Consider the following 16,289-nt stretch of genomic DNA (forward strand, 5'->3'; position numbering starts at 1 on the left):
GTTTCTCTGACAGGTAGTCCCAACGGTATTCAGATCAGGAGACGGCGCTGGCGTGAGGCGTTAAACTACAACGGATGCTCCACCAATACAGAACATAGCGCTTGTCCCGTGCTCAGTCATGAGATTCTTCGTCAATTCGCTCGTCGATCCACGTCTCGATGACATCGTTGATAGTCTGGTTCTTTGACAGTGTGTGCTTGAATCTGTTCCACTTCTCGTCTGGTATTTCTAGTCTGTATGATGTCGTTCCCATACGACACATGATGATACGTGTGGTTAGAATATAAAAATATTCTAATATTATAGAAAATAGCTACTATGATTCTACTAGATAAAAAATTGATCAGAAATAGTGGTTTATTGCTACAAATATCTAAGTAAGAGAATCCTGAGAAGTATTACGTGAAGATATCCCTTAATCAGATCTAATCTAGTCACCTTGTCGCTCAATATCCCCGCAAAATTAGCATAGTGCTGGATAGAAAGACTACTTCTCAGATGAGTTATCAGAATTCGACGCTCATACGATACTTCTGAAGACACATTAGCAGCTCTAGTCTGGGATACCGGGATTCGGAAATCAGAGATCGGATACGGCGTTTGCTATGCTATATAAACACCTCATCGGAATCCGGAGATCGGAGACTGAGTGGTAGTTGTAGTATATAAACTCCTCCTAAATCAATCAGAGACGCGCGCCCACACGTGTGGGCATGCTACTACTCTCAATTAAGCAGGAAAGATATTTTCAAGTTGATCTTTGATAAAGATTGAATCAATCGTGGGGCCTAAACATTACTATCTATTATATTCGTTTGAATATTCTAGATAAATATATAAAATATGGATGTAGCTATCACGGTCGCTTCTCATCCCGATTGAAAATTTGTACGGATTTATATGTGATAGAAGTACTCTCATCTCCGTTTTCCGACTTCCGATAATAGTTTATATGCGAAATAATTCATTTATTTCCGGTTTCCGTATCTCCGTTTGGTCAGTCGATTTTTATTTTATATTCTTTCTCTCTCTCTTTCGTAACTGTCTCAATCAACCCAAGCGATTCCAGCTCCGAAGCGTACTCTCGAACCGTCCGGTTACTCCTATCAATGTCATCAGCAACCTCAGATTGCGTCTTTGGATCGTTACGGAGTAGTGTCTTAAGCATCTCAACCATAGCTTCGTTTAGAGACGACCCATTGCGAGTGTCGTTAGCTTGGTAATGGGCCTCAAAAAAGTCGAGGGTCTGTCTCCATGATCTCTCAATTAACCTCACTGCTGATTCCATGTGCGAATCGTCGACAACTTCAGAGCAATAGTCAAGCGCAGCGAATACTGCGCCGAGTTTTAATGTGTTTTCTACCATTCTGGTCAGATCTGGCTCAACCAATTCTTGAATCTCCTTGGTATACTCTTCTGAGGTGCCGTGGATTGCGTCAATAATCATATCTTCAACCTCTTTGCCAAACTGATGATCAAATTGGAATCCAACATCGTAGTGTAGCGCAATAGCTCGAATTATCGTTCCAAGTCTTTGGATATCGGTTATCGACTGGTCTACATCCGGCTCGGAAGCACGTGCGCGTTGTAGAACTTCACGACTGGTTGACTTGAAGAATTCTGAATCAATTGGGCGATAGAAAATGAAGAATCGAGAGAGTGTCCCGTTAGTCATAAAGCGCTGATAATCAATGTCGTCTGGCGGGTAGGTAATTCCGGTCAAAACACAACGTGGCTCATAATCAAGGTTTCCAGTTGCCAAGTCCTTCGTCACGTTCCGACCGTCGAGAATATTGTTAAGATGTTCTGCGAAGTTAGCACTATGATCTCCTCTTGCGATACGAAACAGACTGCTTGCTTCATCGAAACAAATAACATCGTATTTGTTGGCAATACCTGGGACGACCTCACCATCGCGTACTCCGCCGATAAGACCACCCGAGGTAAGATCACCACTCATCCGTACATCATAATCAGCTGCTTCTGCGACCATTCGAGCGAAGTCCAATGCCGGTGATTTTCCGGTCCCACTTTTCTGAATCGCTAGCGTGTGTAATACTGGTGGCACCTGTCGATTACCATGCTGAATTCTAGTATCTTTTAGCGCTCGACTGACGAGCGTCAGCATAGTCGAGACGTGGATCACATTATTATCGTGCGAGACAGTATTTCCACTCTCGGTATAGACACTCCCAAATTTATTGCCCCATGGGAGGTCTACGTCATGGTCTTCGTAGTAGTCTTTGAGGACCTTTTTGGCTGGTTCTGCTAGCGTTTGTTCATCATCAGATAGTTGTGACATAGATACGAGCCCTACAGAACCCCTATTGGATTACTTGTGATGCTAATCATACGAACCAAATTAACAAGTATACTGTTAATCTTCCAGTCAGAGTCCTCAAACTCTCTGTCTATTCTCCATGCCACGAATTTGTTCTTATTACTCATGTTCATTTTATAGTATCGAATGTTTGTCTTTTCTAGTATGTTTGTTATCTCTTGTGTGAACCGTTCTATAGAGACTAACTCCTTAACCTCTATTTGGAAGCCGAGAGTGGGAATCTGTCCAGATCATAGGAGGAGAAGGCCAAAGTTATATCTTTCTGATATATGTGGCTACTTATGATAAATTACGAGCAAATATCAGTACAAGTCTTCACTTACCGTCTAATCCTCAGCAAAGGATCTCGTGATCGACTAGATCACCATAAGCATCCAAGGGTTTACTGATCGACAATAACGTGCTGAAGCACTTGCCGGATATAGAAGTCTTTGTCAACAGGATCCTCAACTTCCAGTGCCGACTCCAAATATCGATACAACGCTTTCTCTCTCGCTTCCGACTCCATGAATCGCGGTCCTATTTTGAGTTATTAAGCCTGATTATTCGACTAGGGTTTCTCTATGGCGTCAAGAGAAGTCCCCTATATTAGGAAGCTCGTCAATATCGAATATCCACAGTAATCCGGCGAAAAATAGACCCAGATAGCTCAGAATCCCTGCACTCAATCCCACAGCGATGATCTCGCTCGCTTCCCAGGGTGTTGTGTAATAACCTCCTGTTTGGAAGGTTCCGAAGAGAGTGATTGCCGTTCCAAGCACGACTATAAGTAGTGAGAGAGCAGCTAACTGCACGTAGCCGTACTTCTTCCATTCACTAACCGTAGGTTCTGTACGCTCAGGCTTGACCTCAACATCAGGAGGAATAGGCCAATCAGAATCTTTGCTATTGAGCCAATAGATGTAACCGTTATTTACCTTCTCGCTTCTAAGAACATCTCTTTCGACAAGTTCGTCCATTCGAGATTGTACGGTGTCTGTGCTTGTATTACCTCCAAGCGCAGCATGCATTCTAGAGACATTATAATAGGGGCGATCTTCCTTGACAAATTCTTTAGCGACTTGGTATTGGGTAATACTCCTACTGGTGCTTGGAGTATCAATACGTGAGTTGATCCAGTCGGACAGCTCTACCTTATCGGATTTCATAATATCGTACTAGTTCTTCATTCAAGGAACTCATTTCCTGATTCGGTGAACTCCGTTCTTCATTCTTCAAACTCGCCTTTTCGTCACTGGTCTAAGTAATTACCTCCCGATTGGAATTATTGATGCACTCCACAGATCTGCATCAAGATAGCATCGGTTACACACCGAGTGATAGTGAATGGTAAATCTTGTACCAGCGGGGTTAGCGGTACTGGTGTTTGTACTGATCCTCTCCGTCTGGAACTGGATCAGTAGTATCCTACCAGGTTCCCCGAGTGGTCAAGTTCAGTGGATAGTATTCCTCGTAGCCGCGATCGCAGCACTAGCAGTCTATCTCACCACCACGAACAGTAGGTGAGAGCCTTGTTTAGACGCTCCCGGCGGCTGCGGTTAGTTGCTCTCTTGGGTGAACCGAATCACTCCGAGAGTAGCTCTCTACCCAATCTCGTTCGTTGGACAACGACTGTAGAACACGATCTGTACCGCGTCTAAACAAGGCCGTAGGTGAGTTTTCACTGTCTCCCAGTATTTGTAGTTCTGCTGTACGCAAGATACATTTTGACTATACCAATTAGACTGAATCTGCTCGCTATATATTACTACACTACTATAGAGTTATCAATAGAGTGACCGAACAGCGTCGATCCTGATCGTGGTCACAAATTTGTGTGGTATATACCGCCCTCAGACCCGTATAACCGCATATCGGCACGTTGCGTGGTTTTCTACCACGGTAGGTTAAACCGAGCTCACACGGTTCACACGACGTTTTGATACATTGGGGGTGTTATAACGCACTTGTACTGCGTGAGAATGGGCCTTTCTGTATCCTCTCCATGATTCTTAGACGCTCATCAAAGCAAATGAAGCAAATATTTAGTGTCTGATATTAATACAAGATAGAGGGCGCGAATGTGACACCCCCCCTAAGCACTACTGAACACACAATTCTGTTGAATATGGGTAGTAGTGTGTTCTACTAATATCTGTACTTGACCTCCATTTTGCGAGATAGGATTTCAAGCTGATAACCGACCCATATCGCTCAACGCAGTAGAGTCAAAAACTAACTGAATCGACTAAGCAGTTACTTTCAGTCTGACTTTAGGATTATCAGATGTGTATCCTAGATTAGTCTATTGAAAATACTGATGGTAGATCCTCTGGAATCTGTCCATATAATGTATCGGGATATTGATTAATTTGGTGTAATGCTCTCTGGTGAACCTCCACTAGATCGTCTATATTTTTTATTTCTGCGTCTTCATCTAAAAATGAAGGATCTTCTATTCTAACTGTACTCTTGCTTTTACCAGATGAGAAGTTGTCAATTGTTCCGTTCTTATCGTCGATTGTATGTAGAAGACCTTCTAACCCTTGATAAAACACATATATCATTCCCATCTCTTTTGCTCGGAGATATTTCAAACCACTTATATTTTCTCGGTATATCTTTGGTATGAGTTGCTTTTTGTAGGATGTTGCCTCAAATGTATTTTCTTGAGCAGCAGCTATTTTGAGTTCCTGTAATGGTTGCCTCATTAATTCCAATTCGAGAGAGAACTCTCTACGAATCCGTTGACGACGCATACGGCGTTGGCTCCAATTGAGATATGTATTAGTTAGTAGAGCAGCTGTCGCCCCCAAAATGAAGCTTATTAGATCTAACCTACTCAAAGAAAAATCGATAACTTGCCCAACTGCTGACAATATGGACATATATTATACATATATTATGTTTTTAACATATAAGTTGACGAGAAGGTGGCAAAATTACACAGACATCGGACCTCGGTCGCTTGTGAAATGGTACTTATTGTATCCTCCGAATTATACCCGCTCTACAAAGAGTGCGATAGTTTGGCTAATTTGCTGAGCACACTCTCTGAATCTTACACTACTCAAGTTACGGCTTTCCAGACAGATACTTCACTTTGCTGCGTTCAAGAAGATTCTAATCATGATGACTATACACTAATCCGTTTGCCGCATTAGACTGCCGCTACATTTCAGACACCTCTTTCATCGCTTCAACTGCGACCAATTTAGCATCAATTACATCGTCAACCTCTCTCCCGTCAGCGACTAACTCAGTTTCTTCTTCAGGGTCGTCAACGAGTACTCTGTGTGAGTGAGTGAATTCCGGAAATCTATCAGTTGGAATCGGAGCTATACGGATCATCGTTTCTGAGTTCTCCGACTCGTAGACAGCGCAGAGTGTATTGAAATCGACCAGTTCAGCTATCGTAGGCTCCCATCCATCGGGTAGTTCATACTTTTCAGGTATCTTAGTCATGGTTAGCCGCTATATTCTCTCATCTTCTTGATTGCCGTTTCCTCTGCGTCTTCGACGTGTTCTACCTCCATTCCGACTACTATCTCTTCGACTCCGTCCTCTGGATGGACAAGGACTAAACGGTGAGCGTTACAGAAGCCAGGTTGTCCATACGTCTTGTACGGAGTAACTCGGACGCAGGCTCCGGTTTCTTCATGCTTGAACTCAGCTACCAGCTTGAAGTTCCCCGTAAACTCGTAGATATTGGCTTTCCAGCTATCGGGAATGTCAATCTCCGGCTCGTCATCAGTCATCGCTGCCGAACCTCTCTATCGCTCGCTCAAGCGTTCCCTCGAACTGCCATTCAGCTACTTCGAATGCCTGCTCAGTATCATCCTCCCAGCGAGGAAAGCCGCGATGCTCGCTAATTTTAATATTCCAGTCATCAGGTTCCTCAAATGGATCTCGTGTTGGGAGTTGAACGATATAGATGTACTCCTCATCTCCGTGGATACCTCTGGAAGGGTCCTCTACGCCATGGCCCAGCAGGTAAGACGGTGTTGCGTCTATGTTCTTCCAAGACTCTGGGTTTAATATTCCAGCTACCGTATCAGGCCAGTCACTGTAGGTGTCACTTTCAGATTCAATAGTATGGCCTATGTGCCGAAGCTTATCGATCAATAAGAACTGCGCTGCTGTGTAACTCAGGTCGCGTTGTGTTCCAGTGTCATGTAGGAGCTCTTGAAGATGCTCCAATGATGACAGTACACTTCTTGGGTAACCATCTGAGTGCCGGTAGATCTGAGCCACTCGGTCAGAGTCGGTCTCTGTGAATCGGAGTTGACAGCGAGTGCTCATAGATTATCGTACTTGAAGGGGTCGAGACTGGTGTTCTGCTGGATAGACTGGAGCCGTTCAAGATGATATGCGCCGGTTGCTCGGCTACTACTTCCCCAGGAACAGGCCGGACAGCCGTTCCCCCGGAGAATGTCTTCCTTTTCGTCTTCGGACATCTCGTGAGTGAGATTATTGTACTCCCACGGTTCGCGACATTGACCGCAGATCACTACTGCTGCCATTCCTGCGGGAGCATGAATCGAGTCGTAGACGAAGGGATCTATGTCTGGTTTGTAAGCCTCTTGCTCCTCAACTTCGTGCTTCTGCCTGACTGCCTCAATTAACTGTTCGGCTTTTTGCGGATACTCACTTTCGATGTGAAGCCAGTGTGCTCTAGCGGACTCAATGAGAGCACCGAGGTCAGTGTCCAAATCCGCTACATCCTGTTCATACGACGCCGTAACTCCACCATCTCTGAACTCTTGGACATACGTTACTGCGTGAGCGGGAGTGCCATGACCGATTGAGCCGTCAACAATTGCTGCGACCAATTCCTCATCGGTCAGCTCTTCTGCCGTATGTGAGTTCAGTTCCTGAGCGCACTTCCAACAAAGTCTCTCAAATTCATCTGATACTCGATACTGTTTGTAATGCTCGACTCCAATAGCCGACAGTGAACCACAGTGGTCACATGAGCGGCTAGAGATACTCTCGTCTGCTGAGTTTTTTGTCATAGCGAATCTCTCCGAGAATCGGCTGTTTTGGACGTTGAAAAGCCGATTCAGGAACACCAGACGTGAACGTCACAAATATGTATTTTTCAAAGTAGATTATAAGAAACAACTGGGAGACATAGCGAGTTTCTAGTTCGTATAGGCCAACGTTGATAACTCGCCGTCTTGTATATCAGGACATGCCTGCCACCAAGGAAGTCAAGTGTACTTCACAAGACTGCGAACTCGATATGTTTGAGAATCACTATACATATGATATTTCGGACGACCACTCAGTTGATGATCTATCGTGTCCTCTTTGTGGAGGTACTGAGTGTCTTGAGGAAATCGAAGTCTAGTCAGTAGGGAGTCCAGTCACGCTCTCTTGCCTCCGCTCTGGATGTATCTGGCTTAAGAGATTTGTACTCATCAGTTGTATGGATCTTCCGGTGACACGAAGAGCAAACATCCATTACTTCTTCGGGGTCATAGGAAATGTGATGTGTTTCCAGCTTGGAACTAGGTTCTCCACATAGCTCACATACCTGTGGATTACGACTAGGGTCCGAGTCGTATCCTATGGTCGCAGCATGGTCGGCGTACGCTTTATCGACTTGATCCTCGACAATCTCAGTATAAACCTGTGTAGTCTGGACGTCTTCATGGGCAAGAATCTTCTTGAGTTCTTCTAATGAGCCCTTGTTTGGAGGCTGTAACCAGTGAACAGCGAAGGAATGGCGGAGAGCATGGCTTGTGATCTTCCTCCTCTTGTTGCCTGATTTGTCCTCATACAGTACTTCCTGAATTCCGGCTCTTTCAGCAGCTTCCCGAATGATACGGGTGATATGGTTTGGAGCAATCTTTTCGGCTTGTTGAGTTAGGAAGAGGTGAGGGCTGTCCGGAGCAGTAGTGTACGCCTCTCGGTGTTGCTTTACCCACTCTTTCAGAAGAGGGTCTAAATGAGGCTGCCACCGGACGGTTATAGTCTTTCCAGTCTTTTGACTGTTGATTTTCGCCTTCCGCTCGTCGAAGTTCATATTCCGGACTTTAGCTTGAGCCGCCTCGCTCCGTCGGCAGGCGGTATAGTACATGAAGAGAATGAGACAGCGGTTACGGACTGCGGGTTGAGGGGCATTCTCAACAAGCTGGTTAATCTCGTCTCTAGTTAGCCAGACACGTTTCTGTAACGCCTCTTCTTCTCGCTTGTTTTTTCGACTGGCGTATTTACTGATCTTGAATTGATTGGCAGGGTTGTCAGAGTCTTCTTTGATTCCCAAGTGATCAAGAAACTGTCGTACTGTGAGATGACGGTTTCTTATAGTATGATTGCTGTAGTTCTCACGGTCCATCTCATGGAAATAGTCTTCTAGTACATCACTGGATATTTGATTGATAGATAGGCCGCTCCGTTCTATGAAGTCTGAAAAGTGACGTAAGTTGCTGCGGGCATTGCGAACTGTGCTCTTTGCTCTGCCACGGCGGTACGACCGAAGAAACTCTTCAGCCTCCTCGATCATCGTCGCTCCTCCTGCTTGAGAATATGCTTGTTCCCCTCGTCATCAACTAGCTCTAGTATCGGTAGGAAGTTTGATTTCAAGTGATGAATTGAGTCTTGGATGTCCTTCTTATCAGCGTTCAAGTGTTGAGCAATTCCGGTTATTGTACTCGGTTTATCGGAGTTTCGGAGAACCGTATGAGCATGTTGATGATCCAGCTCGTCGTAAGATCTGCCTGTAGAGGCGATCTCAGCGCTATTGGTCGCTGGTGCTCGTGGAATCGTTTCATACACTTCCTGTGACAGTGATTGTATATCCGTATCTTCTGATTCGAGTTGGATAGTGACCTCATTGATGCCGCTACGGATCTCCTCTAGCTCTTCTGTAATTTGATTCAAAGTTTGACTGACTCTCGGGGGGACTTGTGGGGAGTCTTCCTCTTCGTCACTCATTTCCTTGTTTGCCGCTATTCGTATGAAGTGTGACATACTTGAGTACTCATTATTCTCTTCCACGTACTGCGTTATTTCGTCTTTTTTCTCACTATCTATTTTCAAATTGATACGTTCCATCGCGTGCTCGCTCTGGCTGTCGCGGGGTATAAATGTACCGCACGCGTTACGTACAAACGACATGGAATACACACAACGTGCGCACAACCCACGTGGGATCCACTACACCTACGACGTGCCCGACGACCACGCGGTCGATGACCTCTCGTGCCCGTACTGCGGCGGGAGCGACCTCGCCGAGATCGAGGTGTAGCTCGTGAGCGGATTCGTCGAGACGGGCCGGTCGGTCGTCCGCCGCGCCCTCGAACGCGTCGGCCGCGGGTGGAGCAAGATGCAGGAGCGGCGGCCGCTCTCGTGCGATCTGCTGGAGAGCGACGACGCTTACCTCGTCGTCTTCGACGCCCCCGGCGTCCGCGGTGAGGACCTGAAGGTGACGTTCCTCGATCACACCGTCGAGGTCGAGCTCGACCGGTTCCGCGACTTCTACGACGGCTACGAGATGCTGTTTCCCGGACGGGGCGTCTCGCTCTCCGGAAGTGCCGAGCTCCCCCGCGACGCGAACGTGACCCCGCAGGGCGCGAACGCGACGCTCACGCGGAACGGCACTCTCCAAGTGGAGATCCCGAAGAAGGACGACGGCCGCGACGTGGCCGTGGTGGAGGAAGATGAGGAGGCGGACCCCGACGCGGAGGCCGACCCGGCCGCCGACGCCTGATCCGGAGTTCTCGGCAGCCTCTCGCGTACCCCCGTCCTGTCCCAGTCGCTCGTTCTCCGCCGCTCGCTCTCAGTCGCTCACTCCCTCGCTCGGCTCTCGACCGACATCCCCTCAGCGATGTCGAACGCCTCGTCGCCGTCGAACCGGTCGGGATCGAACGCGTCGATCCACGGGGATTCGGGAGAGTCCGCGTCGACCCCCTCCAGCGACGCCAACACGCCCTCCGCGACGAGCTCCCCGGTCGCCGGCGCGCGCATGAACCCGTGGCCCTGCCAGCCGGCGGCGACGAAGACGCGGTCGGCGGGGTCGCCGACCGGCCCGACCAGCGGGTCGCCGTCGGGCGTGGCCGTACAGAGCCCGGCCCACGCGCGCTCCACGCGGAGGCCGTCCGCGCCGTCTGCCCCGCCCTCGCCGACCGCGGCGAGCCGCTCGCGGAGCGTCGCCGAGACCGACTCGACGAACCAGTCGTCGCCCGTTCGGTCGTACTCGTCCGGATCGGCCGGGACCGGCTCGGTGCCGTCGCCGGCGAGCAGCCCGGTCGGGTGCGGTCGGACGTACGCGCCCGCGGTCGCGTCGTACACCATCGGCCCGTCGTAGCTCGCCGCGCCGCCCGCACCGAGCCCGGCGGTCAGCGCCTGCACGCGGTAGGGGACCACGGGGACCTCGATCCCGGCGCCGCCGAGGAGGTCGGCGGTGTGCGCGCCGGCGGCGACGACGACCGCGTCGAACCCTCCGCTGTCGGCGGGTCGATCCGCGGCGCCGACCCGCAGCTCGGGACCGTCACCCGCGAGCGAGACGGCGGTGTCGGTCTCGACGGCGACGCCCGCCCGGCGTGCGCGCTCGCCCATCGCGGCGACGTAGCTCGCGGGGTCACACCAGCCGGCGCCGTCGGCCACCGCGGCGACGGCGAGGTCGTCAGTGACGAGGGGAAACCGGTCGGCGAGGGCCGCGGGGTCGACGAGCGAGACGGCGCAGTCGTGTGCGCGCATCCGGTCGACCATCGCCGGCACGGCCTCGGCGTCCGCGTCGCCCTCGCGGACGGCGATGACGTAGGGGCACGACGTGAACGAGAATCCGGGGAGCGAACGGTCGAGCGCCCGGAACCGCTCCATCGCCCGGGCGGCCAGCGCGGCGTCGACGTCCTCGGCGTACGCGTCGTACAGCACGCCCGCGGCGCGCCCGGAGCTGCCGGCGCCGAGGCCGCCGCGGTCGTACAGCGTCACGTCGGCGCCTCGGGCCGCGAGGTCGGCGGCCGCGGTGACGCCGACGGCGCCGCCGCCGACGACCGCGACCGCCGGTCCCTCGCCCTCGCCGTGGCGGGCGCTCCCCGACGGCGTGTCTCGGGTCATGCCGACGCGTCACGGTGCGTCGTGTTAAAAACGGCGGCGGTCGCTACGAGAGGAACTCGTCGATCCCGCGCGCCGGGTAGCCGACCACGTGGTCGACGCCGGCCTCGCGGAGGTCGGCGACGCGCTCGCGGACGGTGTCGGGCGACCCGACGAGCGCGAAGTCCCGCGCGGCCGCCGAGAGCACCTCGCGGGTGCGACCGGTCGCCGAGGCGTCCGTGGGAGGCGCGTCGTCGGCCCCGTCTCCGTCCGGAAGTGCGCGAGCGACCGGCCGACGACGGGAGACGTACGCGCCCACGGCGTCGAGGACGGCGTCCTCGTCGTCGGTCAGGACGGTCGGCGCGTAGACGGCCAGTTCGCCGTCGAACCCGGCGGCCCGGAGCGCGCGCACGTCGCGGTCGGTCGACCGGGAGAGCAGTTCGAACTGGGTCCCGCCCGCGGCCAGCGCAACGCGCTCGACGCCCTCCGTGCCGACCCACGCGTCGGGGGCGTCGCGCCGCGCGGCACCCAGCCGCGGTGCGACCGCGCGCGACGACTCCGCCTCCGAGAGGTAGGCGCCGTGGCCCGCGACGAGCACCCGGCGGGCCGCGTCCGGGATCCGATCGACCAGCGAGTCGTCGCCGAGCGGGTCGAACCCGTCAACCCGGACCGGCGTGGTGACGTACAGCTCCGTCTCGTCGGCCACGTCGGCCAGCGTCCCCGCGTCCGGGAGGTGTTCGCGGCCCTCGTAGTCGATCGTCACCCGGTCGACGGGGAGTGCTGCGGCCCGCGACACGTCGCACTCGGCGGGCTTCAGCGCCACGGCGTCGATGCCGGTGCGAGCGACCGCCTCGCGGCCGGTCAGCATCGGGCGATCACCTCGATCGCGGGCGCGGCTGCTCTCGGGTGCGGGGCGTCGGTTCGGGGCGCGGTGTCGATACTCACGGAGAAGACCTCATCACGATCGCGGAACGCGATCCATCGCCTGTGCGGCCATGACTAGCAGCGAGTAATCGCGTGCGTCTCATAAACCCGTCGCGACGCAGCAATATTTCCGTCGCCGCGCCGTCGCCGCTGGGACGAGGAAAGCCGTATCGGGAGGAAAGCCGTATCGGGAGGAAGCGGGATCGAGGGAGGCCGGTTACACGCAGGGTCACCGGTGACACGCGCGTCCCCGCCCACGTTATGGGGCTCGCGTCCGTACGGGCGAGCATGAATCAGCTCGTCGACGGCGAGTGGCGGACCGACACGTACGAGGCGACCGACGAGGAGGGCTCGTTCCAGCGCGGCGAGACGGCGTTCCGGAACTGGATCGCCGGCAGCGACGTGCCCGACCACATCGACGCCGGGCCGGACGACCGGTTCCAGCCCGAGGCGGGCCGGTACCACCTGTACGTCTCGTACGCCTGTCCGTGGGCGCACCGGACGCTGCTCGCGCGGTCGCTGCTCGGGTTGGAAGACGCGATCGGGGTCTCGGTCGTCGACCCGTACCGGGGGGAGGACGGCTGGCAGTTCTCCCCGGAGAAGGGGGGGTGTACCCCCGACAGGCTTCACGGCAGCGACTACCTCCGCGAGCTGTACGTCGAGGCCGACCCGGACGCCACCTGCCGGGTGACCGTCCCCGTGCTGTGGGACACCGAGGAGGAGACGATCGTCAACAACGAGTCCCGCGAGATCCTCCGAACCCTCTCGACCGCGTTCGATGATCTCGGCAACGACGCGTCGCTTCTGCCCGGCCCCGACGACGAGGCGACCGTCGAAGCGGTCGACGAGGTGATCACCGAGATCTACGAGCCCGTCAACAACGGCGTCTACCGCGCCGGGTTCGCGACCTCGCAGGCGGCCTACGACGAGGCGATCGACGACCTGTTCGGCGCGCTCGACCGCTGGAACGACCACCTCGCGGAGCAGCGCTACCTCGTCGGCGACTCGCTCACCGAAGCGGACATCTGCATGTTCACGACGCTGGTCCGGTTCGATCAGGTGTACCACACGCACTTCATGTGTAACAAGAAGTTCATCCACCAGTACGAGCAGCTCTGGCCGTATCTGCGCGACCTCTACCAGACCGAGGGGGTCGCCGAGACGGTGATGATGAGCCACATCAAGGAGCACTACTACACGACTCACCCGGACGTAACTCCGACGGGTATCATCGCTCGCGGGCCGGACCTCGACTGGGAAGCGGGGCACGACCGCGACCGGCTCGGGGGCGAGGCGCCGACGCCGGACGCGGCGGACTGAGGCGAAACGGGGCGGGCGGCGCGGATCGCGAATCGAACGTCGAGAAGGCGGGCCGGGTCAGGCCACCGCAGCCGCGATCTCCTCCTCGGTGAGGAACACGTCCTCGCCGGTCTCCGCGTCGAACAGGTGGATGTTCGCTTCCTCGAACACCACGCCCACCTCGTCGCCGGTCTCGGGCAGGATGTCCGGGGTCGACCGCGCGAGGAAGTCCTCGTTGATCGCGAGGTGGACGTAGTTGTCGGAGCCGATCGGCTCGACGACCTCGACCGTCGTGGTCAGGGTCTCGTCGCCGGTCGGGTTCTCCACGATCCGGATGTTCTCGGGGCGGACGCCGAGCGTGTACGGGGCGTTCTCCAGCTCGTGGCCCGCGACGTACTCGTCGCTGAGTTCGAACGCGAGCCCGTCGTCGTCGCTCCGGATCGTCGCCGACGAGCCGTCGGTCTCGACCTCCACGTCGACGAAGTTCATCGAGGGCGAACCGATGAAGCCGGCGACGAACTTGTTGACCGGGTTCTGGTACACCTCGGTGGGCTTGCCGACCTGCTGGAGCTTCCCGTCGTTCAGGATCGCGAGGCGGTCGCCCATCGTCATCGCCTCCTCCTGGTCGTGGGTGACGTACATCGCGGTGACGCCGAACTCCTTCTGGAGCTTCTGGATCTCGGCGCGCATCTCGGTGCGGAGCTTGGCGTCGAGGTTCGAGAGGGGTTCGTCGAACAGGAACACTTCGGGTTCGCGGGCGATGGCGCGGCCGAGGGCGACGCGCTGTTTCTGTCCGCCGGAGAGCTCGTCCGGCTTGTCGTCGAGCAGGTCCTCGATCCCCATCATCTGGGCCATCTCGGTCACGCGCTCGCGGCGTTCGTCCGGAGCCATGTCGGTGCTCATCTTGAGCCCGAACTCCATGTTCCCCATGACCGTCTTGTGGGGGTACAGCGCGTAGTTCTGGAACACCATCGCGACCGGACGCTCCTTCGCGTGGACGTCGGTGACGTCCTCGTCGTCGAACCTGACGGCGCCCGACGTGGGTTCCTCCAGACCCGCGACCATCCGGAGCGTGGTCGTCTTCCCGCACCCCGACGGCCCGACGACGGTCACGAACTCGCCGTCCCCGATCTCCAGGTCGATGTCGTCGACGGCGACGATGGTCCCCCGGTCGAACTCCTTCCGGAGCGTATCGAGCGTGACTCGTGCCATTTCCCTGAGAACGGTCCTACTGGCATATTAGTTCTTTGCTGTTTTTTCGATGTGTGAGGAACGATCTCATCCCAAATATTTCTATCAGGCGCATCGCGGAGTACTCGGGCGTCAAGCCGCGTTTATCGGGGTTCTGCGAATCCGACCCAAAGTACTAAATGTATGAATATGTAATTCATCGTTTGTTGTGAACACATGAACGAGAAACGTAGAACGCTTCTGAAAGCGGTGGGGGGATCGACGGCGCTCACGGCGCTCGCGGGCTGTATCAGCACCGGCGGGGACGGATCGGACGGCTCCGACGGGTCTGACGGGAGCGACGCGTCGGACGGCAGCGACGGCTCCGACGGCGGAAGCGGGGGCACCGCCCGGCTGTGGGTCGACCTTTCCGACGCCGAGGACGAGGCGATCACCGGCTACATCGACCAGTACGAGTCGGAGTCGGGGAACACGATCAACAAGGAGGCGCCCGGCGGCGAGCTGGACCAGCAGCTCGAGACGGCGATTCCGGCCGGCGACGGTCCCGACTCGTGGATCTGGGCCCACGACTGGGTCGGCCGGTTCGCGGTCCGCGAGGACCCGCCGTTCCTCTACGACGCGAGCGACGACATCGACGTTTCGCTCGACAGCTACACCGAGACCGCTCGTCAGGCGGCCCAGTTCGACGGGTCCCTCTACGGGCTTCCGTTCGCCTCGGAAACCGTGGCGCTGTTCTACAACGAGGACATGGTCGACGAGCCGCCCGAGACGATGGAGGAGATGGTCTCGATCATGGACGAGCACCACGACCCGGAGAACGGACAGTACGGGCTCTCGTACCCCGTGACGGACCCCTACTTCGTCAGCGGGTTCATCCAGGCGTACGGCGGGAACATCTTCGACGAGGAGGAGCTGGAGGTGACCGTCGACAGCGACGCGTGTAAGCGAGGCATGGACGCGCTCGAAACGCTGTCCGAGTACGTCCCGTCCGACCCCGGCTACGAGTCGCAGATCGTCGCGTTCGCGGACGGCCTCGCGCCGTTCGCGATCAACGGTCCGTGGGAGCTCGGCAACCTGCAGGGTGAGATCGACAATCTGGGCGTCACGACGCTCCCGACCGTCGACGGGAACAACCCGCGCTCCTACTCCGGGATCCAGCTGTTCTACTTCAGCGCGATGCTGGCCGACGCGGAGCAGTCGACGGTCGACGCCACGACCGGCCTCGCCGAGTGGTACACGACCAACGAGGACGTCATCCAGACCAACGCCGAAGAGCAGGGGTACATCCCCGTGCTCGCCGACGTGGTGAGCAACGACGACCTCTCCAACGAGGTCCAGGCGTTCGCCCAGCAGGTCGACCACGGCGTCCCCATCCCGACGCACCCCGACATGGACAGCGTCTGGACGCCCGTGACGGAAGCGTTGGAGCGCGTCTTCAACGACGAGCAGGACAGCGACGCCGCACTCGACCAGGCCGCCTCCGAGATCCGGGAGGCGCTGTAGGCCCCGTTCG

18 protein-coding genes are annotated in these 16,289 nt (G+C 55.3%); 5 read left to right on the plus strand and 13 right to left on the minus strand.

From position 1 onward, the window contains the following. Nucleotides 1-112: 112 nt before the first annotated feature. From ACT4MF_RS05900 to ACT4MF_RS05935, 8 genes are all read right to left on the minus strand, one after another. Nucleotides 113-253, minus strand: coding sequence for a hypothetical protein (locus ACT4MF_RS05900; RefSeq protein ID WP_444682215.1), 141 nt, complete (start codon nt 251-253; stop codon nt 113-115). 744 nt (nt 254-997) lie between these two features. Beyond that, entirely contained in the window at nt 998-1,993 is a 996-nt protein-coding gene (locus ACT4MF_RS05905) for an HVO_A0114 family putative DNA-binding protein (protein WP_444682214.1), read from the minus strand. Between the two features lie 917 nt (nt 1,994-2,910). Further along, nucleotides 2,911-3,300 carry a hypothetical protein gene (locus ACT4MF_RS05910; RefSeq protein ID WP_444682213.1) on the minus strand — a complete coding sequence of 130 codons (390 nt, stop codon included), beginning with the start codon at nt 3,298-3,300 and terminating at the stop codon, nt 2,911-2,913. Between the two features lie 1,320 nt (nt 3,301-4,620). Next, nucleotides 4,621-5,031 (minus strand): hypothetical protein, encoded by a 411-nt coding sequence (locus ACT4MF_RS05915; RefSeq protein ID WP_444682212.1) that lies wholly within the window; start codon nt 5,029-5,031, stop codon nt 4,621-4,623. A gap of 460 nt (nt 5,032-5,491) precedes the next feature. Next, the gene (locus ACT4MF_RS05920) at nt 5,492-5,785 is read right to left on the minus strand and encodes a hypothetical protein (RefSeq protein ID WP_444682211.1); all 294 of its coding nucleotides are present in this window, start codon (nt 5,783-5,785) and stop codon (nt 5,492-5,494) included. Between the two features lie 2 nt (nt 5,786-5,787). Continuing rightward, the gene (locus ACT4MF_RS05925; protein ID WP_444682210.1) at nt 5,788-6,078 is read right to left on the minus strand and encodes a hypothetical protein; all 291 of its coding nucleotides are present in this window, start codon (nt 6,076-6,078) and stop codon (nt 5,788-5,790) included. After that, entirely contained in the window at nt 6,071-6,574 is a 504-nt protein-coding gene (locus ACT4MF_RS05930) for a hypothetical protein (protein ID WP_444682209.1), read from the minus strand. Before ACT4MF_RS05930 ends, ACT4MF_RS05925 begins: the two co-directional genes overlap by 8 nt. A 44-nt stretch (nt 6,575-6,618) precedes the next feature. Next, the gene (locus tag ACT4MF_RS05935) at nt 6,619-7,335 is read right to left on the minus strand and encodes a hypothetical protein (RefSeq protein WP_444682208.1); all 717 of its coding nucleotides are present in this window, start codon (nt 7,333-7,335) and stop codon (nt 6,619-6,621) included. 179 nt (nt 7,336-7,514) lie between these two features. Between ACT4MF_RS05935 and ACT4MF_RS05940 the strand changes: the two genes are divergently transcribed. Continuing rightward, nucleotides 7,515-7,673 carry a DUF7559 family protein gene (locus ACT4MF_RS05940; RefSeq protein ID WP_444682207.1) on the plus strand — a complete coding sequence of 53 codons (159 nt, stop codon included), beginning with the start codon at nt 7,515-7,517 and terminating at the stop codon, nt 7,671-7,673. Here ACT4MF_RS05940 and ACT4MF_RS05945 read toward each other — a convergent pair whose 3' ends face one another. Together ACT4MF_RS05945 and ACT4MF_RS05950 are read right to left on the minus strand one after the other, a co-directional pair. Next, entirely contained in the window at nt 7,674-8,831 is a 1,158-nt protein-coding gene (locus tag ACT4MF_RS05945; protein ID WP_444682206.1) for a tyrosine-type recombinase/integrase, read from the minus strand. After that, a complete protein-coding gene (locus tag ACT4MF_RS05950; protein ID WP_444682205.1) occupies nt 8,828-9,382 on the minus strand; it encodes a hypothetical protein in 555 nt (184 codons plus the stop codon). The genes ACT4MF_RS05945 and ACT4MF_RS05950 overlap by 4 nt, the downstream gene beginning before the upstream one ends. Nucleotides 9,383-9,443: 61 nt before the next feature. Here ACT4MF_RS05950 and ACT4MF_RS05955 point away from each other — a divergent pair, with 61 nt between their 5' ends. Next, nucleotides 9,444-9,575 carry a DUF7559 family protein gene (locus tag ACT4MF_RS05955; RefSeq protein WP_444682204.1) on the plus strand — a complete coding sequence of 44 codons (132 nt, stop codon included), beginning with the start codon at nt 9,444-9,446 and terminating at the stop codon, nt 9,573-9,575. A 3-nt stretch (nt 9,576-9,578) separates the two neighbouring features. Next, nucleotides 9,579-10,037, plus strand: coding sequence for an Hsp20/alpha crystallin family protein (locus ACT4MF_RS05960; protein ID WP_099254892.1), 459 nt, complete (start codon nt 9,579-9,581; stop codon nt 10,035-10,037). A 77-nt stretch (nt 10,038-10,114) separates the two neighbouring features. Here the strand turns inward: ACT4MF_RS05960 and ACT4MF_RS05965 are convergent, their stop codons facing one another. Both ACT4MF_RS05965 and ACT4MF_RS05970 read right to left on the minus strand, forming a co-directional pair. After that, nucleotides 10,115-11,386: an NAD(P)/FAD-dependent oxidoreductase gene (locus tag ACT4MF_RS05965; protein ID WP_444682203.1), complete on the minus strand. Its 1,272-nt coding sequence runs from the start codon at nt 11,384-11,386 to the stop codon at nt 10,115-10,117. A gap of 43 nt (nt 11,387-11,429) precedes the next feature. Then, nucleotides 11,430-12,230, minus strand: a complete 801-nt coding sequence (locus ACT4MF_RS05970; protein WP_444682202.1) for a DUF7388 family protein — start codon at nt 12,228-12,230, stop codon at nt 11,430-11,432. 344 nt (nt 12,231-12,574) lie between these two features. Here ACT4MF_RS05970 and ACT4MF_RS05975 point away from each other — a divergent pair, with 344 nt between their 5' ends. Then, a complete protein-coding gene (locus ACT4MF_RS05975; protein WP_444682201.1) occupies nt 12,575-13,606 on the plus strand; it encodes a glutathione S-transferase family protein in 1,032 nt (343 codons plus the stop codon). 57 nt (nt 13,607-13,663) lie between these two features. Here the strand turns inward: ACT4MF_RS05975 and ACT4MF_RS05980 are convergent, their stop codons facing one another. Then, nucleotides 13,664-14,797, minus strand: coding sequence for an ABC transporter ATP-binding protein (locus tag ACT4MF_RS05980; protein ID WP_099254888.1), 1,134 nt, complete (start codon nt 14,795-14,797; stop codon nt 13,664-13,666). Between the two features lie 195 nt (nt 14,798-14,992). On the opposite strand from ACT4MF_RS05980, the gene ACT4MF_RS05985 reads away from it, so the two are divergent. Then, complete coding sequence (locus tag ACT4MF_RS05985) at nt 14,993-16,279, plus strand: extracellular solute-binding protein (RefSeq protein ID WP_444682200.1); 1,287 nt, start codon at nt 14,993-14,995, stop codon at nt 16,277-16,279. The last annotated feature ends 10 nt before the right edge of the window (nt 16,280-16,289 follow it).

The sequence above is a fragment of the Halorubrum sp. FL23 genome, assembly GCF_052439115.2.
In the GTDB taxonomy this organism is placed as follows: domain Archaea; phylum Halobacteriota; class Halobacteria; order Halobacteriales; family Haloferacaceae; genus Halorubrum; species Halorubrum persicum.